We start from the raw sequence: 17,095 nt of genomic DNA, 5'->3' as shown, positions 1-17,095 counted from the left end.
TACCTGCCACCTCGATCTTCAGCTGAAAGTCCTGCCTCACTGACCGGATCCCCTCAAGTAGCGGCGCGAACGCCATGGTGCGCCTGTTGCACCTCCCAGTGAGCGCGGACCACGATGGTCTGCCCGAACCGCAGGAGGTCAAGTCCCATGGCACTTCACACGCAACAGTCTCTGTCCGGTTTCATCGCCTCGGAGCCACAGCAATCCGTGACAGAGAATGGCGACACCCGCTTCTACGTGCGCGTCGGCCAACCGCATTTCCGTCATGAATACAGCGGCAGCTTCACCGCACTTGAGCCGACGTTCCACGACCTCGTCGCCTACCGCGCCACCGCCGAACGAGCTCTTACCCGATTCATCAAAGGCGACAGCTTCGTCGCCGAAGGCTATGTGCGCACATTCCAGGTCGAGCGCGACAGCGAAGTCATGCAACGCGAGGAGTTCGTCGCCAAGAAGATCGGCCACGACCTCGCCCGCACCAACTATCAGGTCGACCGCACCCATCGTGACGCTACGGACTCCACGCGGGATACCGAAGTTGAGCACGGGGCAGAAGCGGCTCACACCGGCTCGAGGCGGTGAACCAGCGATGGCAGAGTCACTCGTCGAGTGGGCCTCCGGCGACCACGACGACGCGTTCGGAGAGAACTCCTTGGACGGCCTCGACGGGCCACTCATCGCAGAGCCGCCGCATCCGATCAACTGGAACGTGCTCAGCGCCGACGACGCCGAAGCCGAGTGGATCGAACTCAACCGGTGGGTGGACTGGCTGCGACGCACCTACGGCCTGCCAGCATCCGTCGTGCCGCCGTTCTGGCATCGACACCCCGAACTCGTCTGGGAACTCTCCGCACTGCACCTGCACTGGCTCGGCGCCTACGACCCCGACCAGCACGGCTCGGCCCCGTTCGGCTGGCATCGCGACTTCGCGGACGCCCGCCAACGCCTTCGAGACTGGGTCGCGATCTCGGGCACGCGGCTTGAGCGCGACCGGCCGACGCGGCAGACGACTTGGCCCGGAGAACCGCCAGCCGATGCCGTCGAGGATGTGGTCATCGGTGATCGTGATGAAGACTTTGTGCAGTTCGTCGTTGATGACGTCGCCAGGCGGCGGGAAGCCGAGGCCGCGTTCTATGCTCCCGTCCCGTCTAGTTGATACATCGACTTGGTCTTCTTCAGCGCTCCGGGTAGGCGGACGCGGCAAATGTATTCGCGATGAGAAGCGGAGACCGACCAAACCTTTACCAACGGGCGTCGGTGCGCTGCTACGCCGACGAGTCCATAGAAGAAGAATCGGCACGAACGCTCGTGACTTCGACGATCGGCGCGCTGACTCTGAATCCTGGGAGCACCTAAAGATTCCAAGCGTCCGTAAGGGGAACGTCTTACGGTGCGGTCGAGGGAGCCCGGGACGTGGTTCAAGAGCTAACGTGCAAAACTCGAAGCGCGGTCCCCGTAACGATCACCTACCGTCTCCGTGTGGAGTTAGTCTTCGCCCATAGAATCCGTCTATGAGTCCGAATCGACCGGCGCTGATCGCGGTTGCCGTAGCAGTCGGCATGTGTGGGTGCACAGCTGAGCCGTCGACAGTAATTCCGGCGGGGGCTGCAACCACCGCATATCCTGGCGAGCCGACACCTCTGCCGAGTGGTCTGGTCGACCCTTTTGCGGGCTACGCAACAGTCGTCGATGGGCGGCTGGCGATTGTCCTGTCCGGCAGCTCGAGTTGTCCGCCGCACGCGGACTCAGCGGATCTGGCGACGATGACGTTCGAATTCTCGGTCGAAACTGAAGGCCCATGCACGGCAGATTTGTCCCCCACGACGTTCGAGTTCTACGTGCCATCAACTGAGAATCTGCCGACCTTCATCACGATAAACTTCACGGCCGGCGACACGCCCAGCTCTCAGCTGCCGGTTCTGCGCTAGGCATCGATCGCGCACAGCCGTGCCAGCACCCCGCCAACACTTTCTCATGGCGTGACCACATGAAACCGTGGCGACTTACGATGCTATGGCTTAACCTGAATCCACCGATCGGGATTGGGATCTAGCGGCGCGTTAAACAGAGAATGCCCTTCTTATCAGGGAAAATTGTACTTACCACAGAACAATTCGACTGATCCAGAAGGACATCTCGTAGATGCAAGTTTCGCACACCACCCGGGCCGTGTCCGCGTCCTTTGACGATTCCAATCTCGTGTCGTCTGCGGGTTTGGTGCCTGCGATGAAACTGGCCGAGAAAGCAGGCCTGCGGCGCCTGGCCGACAAATGGTTGAGCGTCCCCACGGATAAGGGCGCGAACGCCGGCCTGAAGATCGCGTCCCTGGTTGCCGGGATGGTGGCCGGTGCGGATGCCATTGACGACATGGCCGTGTTGCGTCACGGCGGGATGCGGAAGCTCTTCGCCCACCTTTACGCGCCGTCGACGCTCGGGTCGTTCTTGCGCGCGTTCACGTTTGGCCATGTGCGTCAGCTTGATGCGATCGCGTCCCGGTTCCTGATTAGCCTCGCGGCCCTGAGTCCGCTGATCATCCCCGAGCCCGACGACTACGTGTTTCTGGACGTGGACGACACCATCATCGAGGTCCACGGGCACCAGAAACAAGGCGCCAGCTTCGGCTACTCCGGGGTCCGCGGGCTCAACGCGATCCTCGCCACAGCGAAGACGATCACCGGCGCCCCGATCATCCTCGCCCAGCGTCTGCGTCGGGGTGCCTGCTCGTCCCCGCACGGCGCGACCCGGCTGATCCGGGACGCCCTCGCCACCCTCCGCCGCCTGCCTGGGATGACCGCCGCCCGGATCCTGTTCCGCGCCGATTCCGCGTTCTACACCTTCGCGGCCATCCACGCCGCACTGGCCGGCGGTGCGGACGTCTCCGTCACCGCCCGCCTCGATTCCGCCGTCAGGAGGCGCATCGCGGCCATCCCGGCGACCGGGTGGACGCCGATCAAGTACACCCATGCGATCTTCGACGAGGACACCCGAACCTGGATCTCCAACGCTGAAGTCGCCGAGATCCCCTACACCGCGTTCACCTCACGGAAGAAGGCGGACCACATCAGTGGTCGCCTCGTCGTGCGCCGGATCCCGGAACTGAACAAGCACAAACTCGCCGGCCAAGCCACGCTCTTTGACCTGCACCGCTTCCACGCGTTCTTCACCACCAGCACCCTGGACACAGTCACCGCGGACACAACTCATCGCGCCCACGCGGCCATCGAGCTCGTGAATTCCGACTTGAAGAGCAGCGCCCTGGCCCACATGCCCGCGGGTGTGTTCGCCGCCAACGCAGCCTGGCTGGTCCTGGCCGTGATCGCCTTCAACCTCACCCGCGCCGCCGCGGTGACCGCCGGCACCGGTCTGGCCCGGGCCCGGGCCGCGACCATCCGCCGGAAACTGATCAACATCCCCGCGAGGATCGCCTCCTCAGCCCGGCGCATCACGCTCCACCTGCCCAAGAACTGGCCCTGGGAAACCGGCTGGACCCACCCCTTCGACCACGCCTTCGCACCACCGAGCCCCACCCCGACCTGACCCGCCCGCCCCGACCCGGCACGACCTGGAAGCCAAGTGGAACACCCCGAGCAGCGAGGCTCAGCGCACAACCACGCCCCAGCACGCCGCCACAACTCAAATCAGAAAACGACTCCCAACCTCAGCCGGTCGGTGGAATGAGGCTTAAAGAGGCCACTCTTTGCCGTCGCTATTCGCCGCGAAATTGTCTTGCATGACGACTGCCACAGGACAACGTCCTCGTCGCCGCGCAAGGGGAACGCTCACGGGACGTTGTCCAGTGCGATGGTGGTCGACAGTGACGCCAGCAAGGCGGTGGGTTGTGCACGCCACGCCGTCATCGGGTGTCCGGGTCCGATTCCTGGGTGACGCTTAAATCGTTCCCGTTGTCAGATGGCGGCCACTTCGTACTCCGCTCGTCGCCGTGAAAGGCGGGGTGGTCGGTTTGCTTCCACAACAAGCGGAATGTGCAAATGCTCGCCGCAAGTGGGGCTAACGACGCCGTAAACGTCAACCATTTGGGCGCCCAGTCGAGGAACAGGTCCGACACGAAGACCCCGCACGCCACCAAGAACGCACTGAGCACTACCCAGTACCACGGCGACAAGCTGCGGAGGCGTGACATAATCTCATCTTGGCAGTGCCCAGAGTGCCGGAATAGAGCTTGCGCCGATGTCGCTGACAAGAACCGGATCGAGGCCCAAGCGTTCGAGCCACATAGGACCTGCCCGATACTGCACGTCGAGCGTCTGCATGCCGGACGATCAGCGACGCAGCTCGAGGGTGAGAACGGCCGTCGAACCGTGGGTCTCGACGTGTGTCAGAGGGGAACCCCTACTGGACGGCATATCGCACTCCTCGTTCTCTAGATCTTCGGCGACGGAGTTCAGCAGCCTAGGCCGACATTCAGAAAATTTGCTTCGGCTGTCCATCGGGCGTATGGCCAAATCGTGCCAAGAGGAGGAGCACCAGCGCGGTGCCTGAGATCACCCCGTCCAGGAGGCCGGCGGGTAGCAGGAACACCATCAGAGCCAGCGTCACACTGCAATTGATCATGGAAAGCGCAAGTCCCCACAATCTGTTCCTCAGGAGCCCGACAGCGCCGAGCACCCGGAGAGCCGCGAAAATTCCGCTCATAGCCATCATGAGATAGAGGTTTTCTTGCAAATAGGGAAGGGCGAAGACATCGGCATTTTCGACGATGGTCGTCTGCGGGATCTTGAAAGCGAGGAGGACGAGGACGCCGATGAAGACGATCCTTTCCATAAGTACGCCTTGAATTAGGAGCAGGCCGGCCGCCCAGCGATATTGCAATCACTGAGTTGTGTCCATTCCGCAACCATATCGGCCGCACGACGGTCGAATGTCGAACCCCGGGACCCTCGTCCAGCACGGTCCGATTCAATCACCATTGGCTTGACGGTCGGTCCAGGGTGGCCGGACTCAGCACGGCTCGTGTCAACACGATTAGATGGGGTGATGAATGCAAATTATCGGTTTTCATCCGACGTTGCCGAGATCGACCGTGACCAGGTGCACCGTTGGATCAGCGAGCAGACCTACTGGGCGCCCGAGCGATCACGCTCACGGCAAGACGCAGCGATCGACGGATCACGCAATTTCGGCGTCTATGACAGCGTGTCCAACAGACAGGTCGCCTACGCGCGCGTCATCACCGACGGCGTCACGTTTGCCTGGCTCTGCGATGTCTTCGTCGACCCTGCGGTTCGCGGTCACGGCATTGGCAAGGCCCTCATCGCGGGCATTCTCGAGGAGTGCGATCCCCTGGGACTGAGGCGGATCGCCCTCTCGACCAACGATGCACACGGCCTGTATTCCAATCTCGGGTTTACCCCTTTGGACGCCCCAGAGACGTGGATGGAGCGCATCGTCAACCCTGGCGTGTAGCCGAGAGACGACTATCCGCGAGGTGGGATCTGCTCGCGTGTTCTCGACCGATATCGTGGGAAGATGCTTCACCTGACCCCCACGACTCCCTCGGATCTGAAGGACGTGACCGCGTTTCTTCGCGCAGCTGACCTCACTCTCAGCGGGCTTGACTCTCCCTCCGTGGAACTGTGGACCGCACGCGACGCGGAAAGCAGTCGCATCGTGGCCAGCACGGGCTACGAGCGCAGCGACGACAACCACCACGTTCTCATCCGCAGCGTGGCCGTCGACCCGGCCCTTCGAGGTCACGGCATGGGCCTCGAATTAGCACGCTTTGCTCTCGATCGCGCGGCCGACGCGGGAGCCGATCGAGCCTGGCTCTTCAGCCGACGTTCCGGCCCTTTCTGGCAGAAAGTCGGATTCGTTTCCGCAGACCGCAACGAGCTCGCGGTGGCACTCGCATCAACGCATCAGGTGCGACTCTTTTCTGAACCCGGACAGCTCCAACACGAGGTCGCCTGGAGTCGACTCCTGTAAGGACGTTGACGCCCAGTTTGCCCTGCAACCTGCCGCCCCCGCCCAAAAAGGGAACCCTCAACGGGAACTACCAACGAGATGGATCGAACATTGTGGCTACGACCAAACCCACGAGCTATCCATCCCGCTCACTTTGTCGACACTCAAGTGAGCAGACCCTGTGACCATTTCGGGCCCAAAGATGCTCACCGCTCAAAAGCATTCTTGCTGGCGCAATACTGCGGCGCCCGAGTTTGCCGCGTTGTCTCATGACCGCGTGATGGCCGCTTGAGAGTACCTTCACGCGACCAACATGGCACCCGCATCAGCCCGCAGCAAGAAGGTCTTGGCGCAGGCGGGCTGGCCGTCAATCGGGGATCACCCTCATGTGCCCATGCGCCTGGCAGCACTAGCCTCATATTATGGATCCGATCTTGCTCGCAACGCTGCTACCGCCAGACTTCGATCCGATCCAGTGCAAGCTTCACTGCGCGGTCTACAACGGTGAGGCATTTCCGATCGACGTCCTCGGTAACGACTCTGATGAATGGCAACGATGGAACTCGTGGCGCAATGTCAACGACGACTTCAATCGACAGTTCATTTTCTCGCTCGCGCAGGACCGACATGACCCGACGCTCTGGCTGTTTGGTGGGATCTGGGAAGTCGTGGGGCGCCGTCCCGATCCGCGGCAACACTCCTACGACGTCGTTCTTCGAGAGGACCTCATGGGTCCGTTCATCAAGAGGCTTTATGTACGCTTGGCACTCGCGGGTCGCAACCGACGCCGGAACATGGAGGCGTGTCTAAACGACATGACTGTTTCGATGATTACTGAGGAGCCATTCGACGGTGATCCGTTCCCCGGGCACGACCGCATCAATCACTCGCTAGCCGAGATCCAGGCGATAGTGAAGCAAGGGCGACCTGACTGGCGGATCGCCTTGGAGCAGATGAAGGGCGTCTACGTCATCCACGACGAGGCAACGGGTGAGCCCTACGTTGGCTCGGCGTATGGCGACACAGGGATCTGGCAACGCTGGTCCCACTACGCCCGCACGCTCCATGGTGACAACGTCGGGTTGAAGGTCCACCTCGCCGCGAAGGGCGAGGACTGCTTCCGAAAGACGATGCGGTTCGCTCTGCTGGAATTTTGGTCGATGCGAACCGACGACCAGCACGTAATCGACCGCGAAACCTATTGGAAGGAAGTCCTGATCTCCAGGTCGCTAGGCCACAACAGGAACTAGGATTTGCGCGACTTTGAGTCGACGCAAGGATCGCGACGTAGTCGTCGAGTTGCAATCGATGCTGCACAACTATCACTGCATGCGAGTGTCCTCCCGGATCGTCGTAGAACAGAGCCTTGGTGGCACCATCGCGCAGTGGCAGTCAGGCCATGAAGGAGACCAGACGTGCAGCCACGGAAATGAATCATCTTCTTGCGGAAGGCAAGGCGTAGGCGGCGCGTCTGACAGCCGTTGGATGCCGACGGTACTTTTCCGACGTCCACTGTGTGACCGCACGGAAGCCGGTCCGCTGCGGACGTCTGATGACTGCTCGCCTACTGAGCTGACCGTATTCCCATGCGAACGCCTCCCGACGAAGCCCCCCGTCTCCTTGCAGGTAGCGGGAGGCGTCGCGCCACTGCTAGGTTGCGTTCGTGCAAGCACCTGACTCGATCCCCTCAGTCGCCGAGCCCACGGTGATCTTCGTAATCAACCGGGAATGGTCCCCCGATGCAAACGCGAGAGCGACGTACGATGCGACCCGCATGTACTGGCGTGTGGGCGCGGACACTCGGCAACGTGCGGTCTACGCGCTCGGCGTCGCGGGCGGTGTTGTCCGAGGCGCATATCGAATCCAATCCTGGCATCCCGGTGACGAAGAGGGGCGGTGGGGCTTCGATGGTGTGCCTGCGCCAGAACTCGGCGCCGTAGGGACGAGCGTCGAACGGCTTGCACCGCCCAGGGGCGCGGCGAACCCTGTGCGTCGTTACCTCGACGGCATCCCAACGAGCGATGAGAAGCCGGTGAAGGCGATCGTCCGGGAACTGAACGTGGAGCCGCTCGCGCGGATCATGTACGGCCAACGCGAGTTGTTCCACAGCAACTTCCTCGCGTGGTTCTTCGACGCTCTGCCGAAGCTGGCCGATGCTGTGTTCCGTGATCTCACGACCGACGACGTCACAGGCTTGACCACAGTGCGGCGCGTTGAACGAGAACGAGAGAACCTCGACCTCGTGCTCCATTGGCCGGACGCGGCGCCGTTGGTCATCGAGAACAAGGTGTTCTCGCTTCCCGAGCGAGCCCAGCTCGACGAATATCGCGGCAAGACTGGGCGGTGGAAAGGTGAGCCCGCACAGCACATCCTGCTGAGCATGTCCCCACCGCATGAGCCGGTCGAGGGCTGGACCTACCTGAGCTATCAGGAACTTGCTGAACGCATCGATCTCGCCCTCCCTGACAATGACGACCGCAGCTACGAGGTCGAGACGGTCAGACGGTACTCGCGAGTCGTGAGGCTCCTGAGCGCGCTACTCGACACCACTGTCGTGCGCTCCATGCAGGAGCCTGCGTGGCTGGACAGTTCGCAACTCGCAGATATTGAATCGACCCAAACCCGTACCGCGCTCCGAAAGCTCCGCGCGCGGCGGGTGCAGGCTGTGATCGCGGCTGAAGGCCCGGCGGTGGGATGGACGGAGGCCGCCATCAGCCACGGCCAGCCTCTAGTCGGCTGGCGACGTCGAGTTCGGGTTGGTGGCGTCGAAATCCAAGCGGGGTGGCAGTACCAGGAAGGACAGTTTCGGTTGTGTGTCGTGTTGCCACACCTCGAGGGTCGCTCCAGAGAGGACAGAGACGCCCGCGAGGAATTCGCCACATCGCACCCGAGGCTGTTCGATTTCGCGCCGCTCTACGAGGTCCTCGCATCGCCGGATGCGCAAGTCATGCCGCGCGACGGCTTCGGGCACTTCGCTCCGTCGTTCGTGTACCGCTACGTGAAGGCGCCGGACCAGACCGTCGAGCAGCTCGTCGCGGCGACCTACGCGATCAATGCCGCGCTTGAGGCGTGACGAACTGCTCGCCGATTCTGTCCGCAAACCGGACCTCCAGCGGAAACGTCCCCGTGGAGATTGGAATGTGCCGCCAGCCTGAGCACACTTGTCGCGTTTTCCTGGCCCGTAAGGAAACCCCGCTCACGAGCGTCATACGGGACAACCCTCGGGAGCTCTGGCTGTCGCACAACCCTGGAAATACAAGATGTCTCACTCTTCATCAGCATTTGGTGAGAACTCACCGGATGTCGCGGCGCCTCGATTCCTATAACTACGTCACAGAACCTCCTTGCCGCGTTACCCTCCTCACTGTAGTCATGGCAAAACCGAGGAGCGCAGCCACAACTCTGAACGGATTCGCTGCTAGTGCTCAGGCGCAGCTTCATCACCTGACGGAATCAGTCCTGTGCCGCCCGCATGGGTGCAATGCGCGGAGCAAGTACCCCCAGGAGAAGCGCGGGAGTAGCAATGGGCGCCGGCTCCTCCGGTTCGATGTAGTGTTTCTTCGCGATCTCGGGGCTGTTTCCGAGAACCTCGGCAGCGGTCTCCGCGTCGGTCGCACGGGCAATCACAGTGCCGGCGGTACGCCGGAACGTATGCGGCGTGACTTTCAAATGAGAGAGCCCGGCATCGGCGAGCATTTTGCGCAGAGTTCGCCGCACGTTGTAGGGCGACAACGGCGTCCCGACCCGAGTGAAGAAGACCAGGTGGTCGTCGTGCTCGTCCTCAAGGAGGGCCAGTCGACGTCGCAATACCTCGGCCGTGAAATCTGGCACCTGCAGTGTTCGAGTCGATGTTGATGTTTTTGGGTGGTCTTGGCGGTAGACCGATTTTCCCTTGATGACCACCAGGGTGCCCGCGACGGTCACCTGCATGGGAACCACGGTGTCGTTGATGTCTCGTTTGCGCAGGGCGAGCGCCTCTCCAATGCGGTCGCTGGTACCGAGCATCACCTCGATCACGTCCTTGACCTGACCATCGGGCCGCGGTCCGCTAACAGCAGGCCCGCTGCGCCACGACGACACCGCCTGCCGCACCTCGTGCAAATGATCGAGATTGAGGGCGACCGGCTTGCTCGTCGGCGGCTTGAGGCGGGTCGTGCCACGCACCGGATTGTGGTGCAGCGCGTCCTGTCTCAGCGCGTAGTTGAACATGAGGTTGAGCACCACGCGACTGTGCCGGGCATGCGCGTAGGAGACCTTCGTCTGCCCCTTGAGAAACTGATCCAGCCGCCCGGTTGTGATCTCCCGCAGCCGGAACGACTTGAAGGTAGGTAGCACGAGACTGTTCAGTTCACGTCGGTACAGGTCCTTCGTTCCGGCGGCGAGATCGGAGCGCACCTGAACATCTGCCAGCCACGCTGCGGCGAGCTCGGTCACCGTGCTCTCCGGGGAGAGCTCGTCACCAAACCCCGTGGCAGCATTGCGCCGTTGGAGCTTCGTACGCAGGTTTTGCTTGGCTTCCCTGACGGTCGCCGCAGTCGTCGTCACCTTGCGCACGGCGCCGTCGCCGTCCCGATACCGAACCTCGGCTCGAATGTTGCCGCTGGGCATGCGGGTGGTGTTGATGTCTCCGTAGGTTCCGATCTCGAGCCGGTCACGCCCGGTCATCGTCGGGCGCCATCGGCGAAGTCGGCGGCATGGTCTTCCGATTCCATGGCTTCGACCCAGTGCTGCACTTCGGAGAGGCGGTAGCGCATCTCGCGGCCCACCCGGAAACCCCGCGGACCGCGGTGGGCGTGGCGCAGATCGTGAATGGTCTGGACGGGGACGCCAAGGTGGGCGGCGAGTTGACTGGTCGTCAGCACCGGCTCGAGTCCGGGGAACGTGTGCAGGGTGTCCATACACAACAGGTGCGCGAGCCATCCCGAACGTTGCCGAGGTGGTCCAAGGCGCACCTGGCGCGGGGACAAAAAAACTCGGCGCGACCATGGGCCGCGCCGAGTTTGCGCCGAGTCTGTCATTTTTCACTCCCTCATGAGGGACCGAAAAACCTAACTGACCTGGACTTTTTAGTTGCGGGGGCAGGATTTGAACCTACGACCTCTGGGTTATGAGCCCAGCGAGCTACCGAACTGCTCCACCCCGCGCTACAAGTACAAATTTAGCACACCCTGAAAGTTCGGTCGACCACTTTGCGTTGATATCGCCAATTGGGCACCGAATCTGCGTCTCTACTGGCATCAAACACCATGGAGTAGCTCGCCGCAAGGAAAATGTTCAACGCCCCCGCCCGTGGCGCAGCGCACACAGGCTGCAAGCCCCCACCCAAGACGGGTGAGGGCTTGCAGCCTGTGCGCGGGTCTGACTTACTCGCCGAGCAGGGCGAGCATGCTCGCGATCGTCTCGGAGAGCTTGGCGTCTGCCGTGCCATAGTCGGCGAAGTTGCCGGCGGCGAGTGCGGTTGCCTTGTCGGCGAGCGCAGTCTTGGCGACGGCGAGCAGCGACTTGAGTTCAGCATCCGTTGCCGGATCGCCGGTCGACGTGCTGGGCACATCAGTGCCCGTGGCCGGCGTCTCACCTGTCGTGCCACCAGTGGCCGCCGTGTCGGGCACGGCCGTGTCACCCGCAGTCGCACCGGAGTCGCCGCCGAACAACACGTCGAGGGCGCCGTTCAGGGTGTCTTCGAACGCGATCTGATCGCCGAAGGCCACGAGCACCTTCTGCAGCAGCGGGTAACTGGTCTCACCGGTTGACTTCACGTAAACAGGCTGCACGTAGAGCAGTCCGCCACCGACCGGGAGGGTCAGCAGGTTACCGTTCAGCACGGTCGAGGACCCCTGTCTAAGCAGGTTGAGCTCGGTCGACACAGTCGGGTCGGCGTTGAAGACGTTCTGCACCTGGCCGGGGCCGGGCACGGTGCCATCCTTGGGCAGGTTGAGCAGTCTCAGCTGGCCATAGCCATCCGCCCTGACACCGTCCACTGATCCGGCGTCGGCGTCCACAGCGAGGTAGCCGTAGAGCACGTTACGACTGGATTCACCGGTCGCTTCCGGCTGGAAAGTGGAGTACATCGAGAACGACGGCTTGTCCGACCCTGGTACCTGCATGGTGAGGTAGTACGGCGGCTGCAAGGTGGGGTTGGCTGCGGGCGAGTCGGGGTCGTTCGGCGAGATCCACGCGTCGTCCTTGGAGTAGAACGAACCCGGGTCGGTGACGTGGTACTGGCCGAGGATGGCCCGCTGCACCTTGAACAGATCAGCCGGGTAGCGAACGTGGCTCATGAGATCGCCGCTCATCTCGCTCATGGGCTTGAGCGTCGACGGGAAGATCTTCTGCCAGGTCTGCAGCAAGGGCTCTTTGTCGTCCCAGGCGTAGAGGGTGACCTCGCCGCTGTAGGCATCGACGGTGGCTTTGACCGAGTTTCGCATGTAGTTGATGCTGTCCAGCGCATACGGCTGGGCAGGAGTCTGAGTGTCGGCGATGGCGTCGCTCAGGCTAACTGGGGTCGAGTACGGATAGCTTGCCGATGTCGTGTATCCATCAATAATCCACTTCACGCGACCGTCAACGACCGATGGGTAGGCGTCGGAGTCGAGGGTCAGGTACGGCGCGACCTTCTGCACACGGGTGACCGGATCACGGTCATAGAGAATCTGTGACTTGTCGTTGACCGAATTGGCCAAGAAAATCTGCTCCGACTGGAACTTGAGCGCGTAGATGAGCTTCTTGAACGCGTTGTCGAGTTTCGGTCCGCCGTCGCCGCTGAACGTCGTGTAGGTCTGTCCCGCACCCTCTGTGCCGGATGGGTAGTCAAGTTCAATTGACTTGCTGCCCTCTTCAGCACCGACAATCGAATATTCCGGTGAAGTTTCGCCGAAGTAGATGCGCGGTTCAAAGTCACCGAGCGCACCGCTTGTGGGAATGCCCGATTCGAGGAACACCGGCTGCCCGTCGACCGAGCGCTGGTTGCCGTAAGCAGCAACCACACCATAGCCGTGGGTGTAGACGGTCCTCGAGTTGACCCAAGTGTTGCCAGTGTTCAGGCCGTCGAGGTTGAGGTCTCGCACAGCAACGACGGTGTCCTGCGACTCGCCGTCGATCATGTAGCGGTCGACGTCGAGGTTGTTGGGGAACTGGTAGTACTGGCGGAACTGCTCAAGCTGCCCGAACGAGTCACTGACCAGGGCCGGGTCGAGAATACGAATGTTCGCGGTGGTCGCGGCGTCGGCGCGCAGGGCGCCCGGCTCAGCCGTGGTCTTCGCGTCGTAGGCGATCTCTTCGATGTTCGCAACGCCGTAGGCGTCCCGAGTGAGGTCGATATTGCGCTCGATGTACGGCGCTTCGAGCGCCTTGGCACTGGGCTCCACCTGAAAACGCTCGACCACCCACGGGTAGAGCGAACCGATCAGCAGGCTCGACACGATCAGCAGCGCGGTGCCGATGACCGGCAGGCGCCAGCGGCCGATGATGGCCGTGAGAATGAAGAGCAGGGCAACGACGGCGGCGATTCCGGCGAGAATGGCGCGGCCGGGGATGGTCGCGTTCACGTCGGTGTAGCCGGCGCCGGTAATGAGCGTGCCCTGGTTGGTCAGGGTGGAGTACTGGTCGAACCAGATGCTCACGGCCTGCAGCAGCAGGTACAGGGCCGCCGTGACGGCGATCTGAACGCGAGCGGCCTTGGAGATGAGGACTTCACGACCGGACACCCGAATGGAGCCGTACAGGTAACTGGTCGCGACCGCGACGAGAGCAGCGATGAGCACCACAGCGGATGCGAAGGCGAGCACGGCCTGGTAGAACGGCAGGTCCATCAGGTAGAAGGAGATGTCGAAGTTGAACTGCGGGTCAACGCGCCCGGTTTCGGTGCGGTTGAGCCACATGAGAACGGTCTGCCAACGGGTGGCAGCAGCCACGCCGGCGAAGAGGCCGAGGAGTGCGGGGATACCGTACATCGCGAGGCGACGCAGCGGCTCGATGACCTGCTGGTAGCGATCGAGCTGCGAGTTGAGCTTCGCGTAGACCGGGCGCAGGCGGTAGGCCAATTGGATGCTCACCCACACCGGTACGGCCATGGCGACAAACCCGATCAGGAACAGCACGGTGCCGGCGATCCACTGGGTGGTCAGCACGTTAAGGAACCCGAGTTGGTCGAACCACAACACATCGGTATACAGTCCGGCGAAGATAAAGAACAGGATCACCAGCCCTGCGATAATTGCTGCGGTGATTGCTAGCGGGGCTCGGCTGCGCCGTGGGGCGTTGTCGGCTGCTGATGAACTCACGAATTGGCCTCTTGCGCTCAGTCGTTGGGTACAGGGTGATCATTGACTACATGATCAGGGTCAGCCTCCATCCTAGTTAGGCGCCCCTGAGAGAGTCATCACTGCCAGTCGTTCAGGGGACTACACTGTTTCGTTATTTGACCGGGCAGGTCGGCAGGTCGCTGGTGTCGCCGGTCTTGATTCCGTCGAGAGCCGTGAGCGCCTGATCGAGCGTCGACACCGAGAATACGGTCAGACCGTCGGGGATATTTCCGGTCACCTCGTCGCAGTTATCGCTGGGGGCCAGGAACCAGGTGGCCCCACTCTCCAGCGCGCCGTGCAGTTTCTGCTGGATGCCGCCGATCGGACCGACCGCGCCGGACTGGTCAATGGTTCCGGTCCCTGCAACGTTTTCGCCGCCCTGCAGCTGACCGGGGGTGAGCTTGTCGATGATGCCGAGCGCGAACATCATGCCGGCACTGGGACCGCCGACCTTGTCGAGTTGAATCTGCACCTCGAACGGAAAGTCGTACGCGACCGAAACGTTGACTCCGGCCACGACGGTGCCCTTGCTATCGATCGGGGTGACCGAGACGGTCTGGGCAACCCCGGCCCGCACAATGTCGACGCTAGCCGCCTTGTCGGCCCCGCTGGTCTGCAACGCAGCACGCAGTTCGGCAACGTTGTCCACCGCCGTACCATTGACCGCGGTCACCTGGTCTTTGGGCTCGATAATGCCCGCAGCGGGGGAACCGTCGGGCAGGCTGACCACCGAGACCATCGTGGGATAGTCGTAGCCGAGGTGCGTGAGTGCGGCAGCGATGGCATCCTGTTGGGAATTTATCATGTCGGCGCTGGACTGCGCGTCGCGCTGCTCGGTGCTGACGTTCTCGGGAAAGACCTGATCAATGGGCAGTACTGCCTCGCTCGGGTCGAGCCAGGCTCCGGCCACCGTGAGCCAGCTCGGGCGGTTCTCCCGATTGCCGAGCAACGACACCGTGAGCAGGTCGAGCGTGCCCTTGGTCGGGTAGACCGTCTCGTCGGGGATAGTGATGAGCGGCGTTTCGACGTCATCGGCGTCGGTGGCAGAGCCGAGGGTGTTGAAGACTGGCCCTGGCTTCTCGATGACGTAGGGGGCCGGCATGATGCCGAGAATCACCCCGGCAACGAGGGCGATCAACAGCGCCATCCAGCCGATCGATGGGCGCCGGCGCCGTGCACTGGTGGGTGCCGGTGAGTCATCGGTGAAGAGAGCCACCGTGCTCCTTCCGTGTTGGTTCTGTTCTGGTTACTGGTCGTGTTCGCGACGGGCGCACAGCAAGCCCTTCAGCCTAGGATATTTCCCAGCCCCGAGCGGGCTACTCGCACTAGCGTAGAAGTATGCAACTGAGAGGGGCCTGAAGTGGCCGACGACTCCCTACCCCCGAACGATCAGAACCCGAACGAGCCGAGCGACGAGTTTCGCGACATGCTGCGCGACATTCTGAGCGGCAAGAGCGGAATCGACCCGAGCCAGCTTGCTGGTGCTGCCGGCCTGCCGAACGACCCGGCCAGCGTAGCCGCCCTCATGCAACAGCTCCAGGGTGCCATGAACTCGCAAGGCACCGGCGTGGACTGGCAGATTGCGCTGACCCAGGGCCAGCAGCGAGCGGCCAACGGCCAGCTCACGGCGACCGATGAGCAGCAGACCCAGCTGCGCCAAGCCTTTCACATTGCGGCGCTCTGGCTCGATGACGTCATCTCCGTGGCCGAACTGACCCTTGAACCACGCCTGATGACCCGCCGCGAATGGGTCACCGCGACCATGCCGCTCTGGACGCAGCTGGCCGAACCCGTCGCCACGAGCATCTCCGACTCTCTCACCCGAGTCTTCGCCGAGCAAGTGCCGGAGGAGATGCAGGGCATGGTCGCCAATGCGAGCCAGCTCGTGCGCAGCATCGGCGGTACCCTGTTCGCCATGCAGCTCGGCCAGGTCGTCGGCCAGCTCGCCAGCGAGGTCGTCAGCGGCGGCGACGTCGGCATTCCGCTGCTCGGCGAGCAGCAGGCCGCTCTGCTCCCCCAGAACGTTGCCGACTTCGGCAACGGCCTCGACGTTCCAGCCGACCAGGTGCAGATCTACCTGGCCGTGCGCGAGATCGCCCACGCCCGCCTGTTTCGTCACGCCCGCTGGCTGCGCCTGCACCTGACCAGCGCGGTCACCGCGTACGCGCGCGGAATCAGTATCGACTCCAGCCGGCTCGAAGAACTCGCCGGAAGCTTCGACCCGTCGAACCCGGAAGACCTGCGACAGGCCATGGTCGACGGCTCGCTCATTCAGCAACAGGACGAGTCGCAGATTTCAGCGCTGGCCCGCCTCGAAACGATGCTCGCCCTGGTCGAAGGCTGGGTCGACGTCGTCACCGCGCGAGCCACCATCCGGCTGCCCAAAGCGGATGCCATCGCCGAGACGGTCAAACGCCGCCGGGCTTCCGGCGGTCCGGCCGAATCCGCCTTCGCGACCCTCGTCGGTCTGGAGCTGCGCCCGCGCCGCCTGCGGGAGGCCGCTGCCATGTGGCAGGCCGTGACGGATGCCGTGGGTAACGAAGCGCGCGACGGGCTCTGGGCGCACCCCGACCTGCTGCCCACCGAGCAGGACATCGACGATCCCCAGCAGCTCGTTGCTCGCCTCACGAGTGCGGCTCGCGGAGAGCCCGACGTGCTCGACGACGTCGACCAGGCCCTCGAAGACCTGCTGCGCGATGACGGTGCCGAGCGCCCGCACGAGGAATAGAGCACTCTTCTACCCTTCAGGTGGGGTCGCAACGTTGCGGCAACCTTTGCTGATCTACCGTCGTGCAACGGACGAAATGTCCCAAACGAAGGAGTTTGGCAATGACGATTACCGAGAGCGATACGAAAAAATCCACCCGGGTGCC

Annotated in this window: 14 protein-coding genes and 1 tRNA gene; 9 read left to right on the top strand and 6 right to left on the bottom strand. The window is 62.7% G+C overall.

Features of this window, described 5'->3' with window-relative positions:
• The first annotated feature begins 147 nt into the window (after positions 1-147).
• The 4 genes from QMF22_RS13195 to QMF22_RS13180 all read left to right on the top strand — a co-directional run bounded on the left by QMF22_RS13195 (position 148) and on the right by QMF22_RS13180 (position 3,537).
• A complete protein-coding gene (locus tag QMF22_RS13195; RefSeq protein WP_283454335.1) occupies positions 148-582 on the top strand; it encodes a single-stranded DNA-binding protein in 435 nt (144 codons plus the stop codon).
• Between the two features lie 7 nt (positions 583-589).
• The gene (locus QMF22_RS13190) at positions 590-1,156 is read left to right on the top strand and encodes a hypothetical protein (RefSeq protein WP_283454333.1); all 567 of its coding nucleotides are present in this window, start codon (positions 590-592) and stop codon (positions 1,154-1,156) included.
• A 355-nt stretch (positions 1,157-1,511) separates the two neighbouring features.
• Positions 1,512-1,928, top strand: coding sequence for a hypothetical protein (locus QMF22_RS13185; RefSeq protein ID WP_283454331.1), 417 nt, complete (start codon positions 1,512-1,514; stop codon positions 1,926-1,928).
• A 214-nt stretch (positions 1,929-2,142) separates the two neighbouring features.
• Positions 2,143-3,537, top strand: coding sequence for an IS1380 family transposase (locus QMF22_RS13180; protein ID WP_283454329.1), 1,395 nt, complete (start codon positions 2,143-2,145; stop codon positions 3,535-3,537).
• Between the two features lie 885 nt (positions 3,538-4,422).
• Here QMF22_RS13180 and QMF22_RS13175 read toward each other — a convergent pair.
• Positions 4,423-4,782: a hypothetical protein gene (locus QMF22_RS13175; RefSeq protein ID WP_283454326.1), complete on the bottom strand. Its 360-nt coding sequence runs from the start codon at positions 4,780-4,782 to the stop codon at positions 4,423-4,425.
• Between the two features lie 213 nt (positions 4,783-4,995).
• Between QMF22_RS13175 and QMF22_RS13170 the strand changes: the two genes are divergently transcribed.
• From QMF22_RS13170 to QMF22_RS13155, 4 genes are all read left to right on the top strand, one after another.
• Entirely contained in the window at positions 4,996-5,424 is a 429-nt protein-coding gene (locus QMF22_RS13170) for a GNAT family N-acetyltransferase (RefSeq protein ID WP_283454325.1), read from the top strand.
• Positions 5,425-5,487: 63 nt separating this feature from the next.
• Complete coding sequence (locus QMF22_RS13165; protein ID WP_283454323.1) at positions 5,488-5,943, top strand: GNAT family N-acetyltransferase; 456 nt, start codon at positions 5,488-5,490, stop codon at positions 5,941-5,943.
• A 401-nt stretch (positions 5,944-6,344) separates the two neighbouring features.
• Complete coding sequence (locus tag QMF22_RS13160) at positions 6,345-7,172, top strand: GIY-YIG nuclease family protein (protein ID WP_283454320.1); 828 nt, start codon at positions 6,345-6,347, stop codon at positions 7,170-7,172.
• A 413-nt stretch (positions 7,173-7,585) separates the two neighbouring features.
• Entirely contained in the window at positions 7,586-8,995 is a 1,410-nt protein-coding gene (locus QMF22_RS13155) for a PD-(D/E)XK nuclease family protein (RefSeq protein WP_283454318.1), read from the top strand.
• Between the two features lie 380 nt (positions 8,996-9,375).
• On the opposite strand, the gene QMF22_RS13150 is transcribed toward QMF22_RS13155, so the two are convergent.
• The 5 genes from QMF22_RS13150 to QMF22_RS13130 form a co-directional block, all read right to left on the bottom strand.
• Positions 9,376-10,587: a tyrosine-type recombinase/integrase gene (locus tag QMF22_RS13150; protein WP_283454316.1), complete on the bottom strand. Its 1,212-nt coding sequence runs from the start codon at positions 10,585-10,587 to the stop codon at positions 9,376-9,378.
• A complete protein-coding gene (locus tag QMF22_RS13145) occupies positions 10,584-10,820 on the bottom strand; it encodes a helix-turn-helix transcriptional regulator (protein ID WP_283454314.1) in 237 nt (78 codons plus the stop codon). Before QMF22_RS13145 ends, QMF22_RS13150 begins: the two co-directional genes overlap by 4 nt.
• 172 nt (positions 10,821-10,992) lie before the next feature.
• Positions 10,993-11,066 (bottom strand) — tRNA-Met (locus tag QMF22_RS13140).
• Between the two features lie 219 nt (positions 11,067-11,285).
• Positions 11,286-14,201: a UPF0182 family membrane protein gene (locus QMF22_RS13135; protein WP_283454312.1), complete on the bottom strand. Its 2,916-nt coding sequence runs from the start codon at positions 14,199-14,201 to the stop codon at positions 11,286-11,288.
• 133 nt (positions 14,202-14,334) lie between these two features.
• Positions 14,335-15,438 (bottom strand): YlbL family protein, encoded by a 1,104-nt coding sequence (locus tag QMF22_RS13130; protein WP_283454310.1) that lies wholly within the window; start codon positions 15,436-15,438, stop codon positions 14,335-14,337.
• Positions 15,439-15,648: 210 nt separating this feature from the next.
• On the opposite strand from QMF22_RS13130, the gene QMF22_RS13125 reads away from it, so the two are divergent.
• Positions 15,649-16,950, top strand: a complete 1,302-nt coding sequence (locus QMF22_RS13125; protein ID WP_283454684.1) for a zinc-dependent metalloprotease — start codon at positions 15,649-15,651, stop codon at positions 16,948-16,950.
• Positions 16,951-17,095 lie beyond the last annotated feature (145 nt).

Origin of the sequence: Cryobacterium sp. PH31-L1 (assembly GCF_030063145.1) — a bacterium.
Lineage (GTDB): Bacteria > Actinomycetota > Actinomycetes > Actinomycetales > Microbacteriaceae > Cryobacterium.
This window is presented reverse-complemented; position numbering and strand designations above follow the sequence as displayed.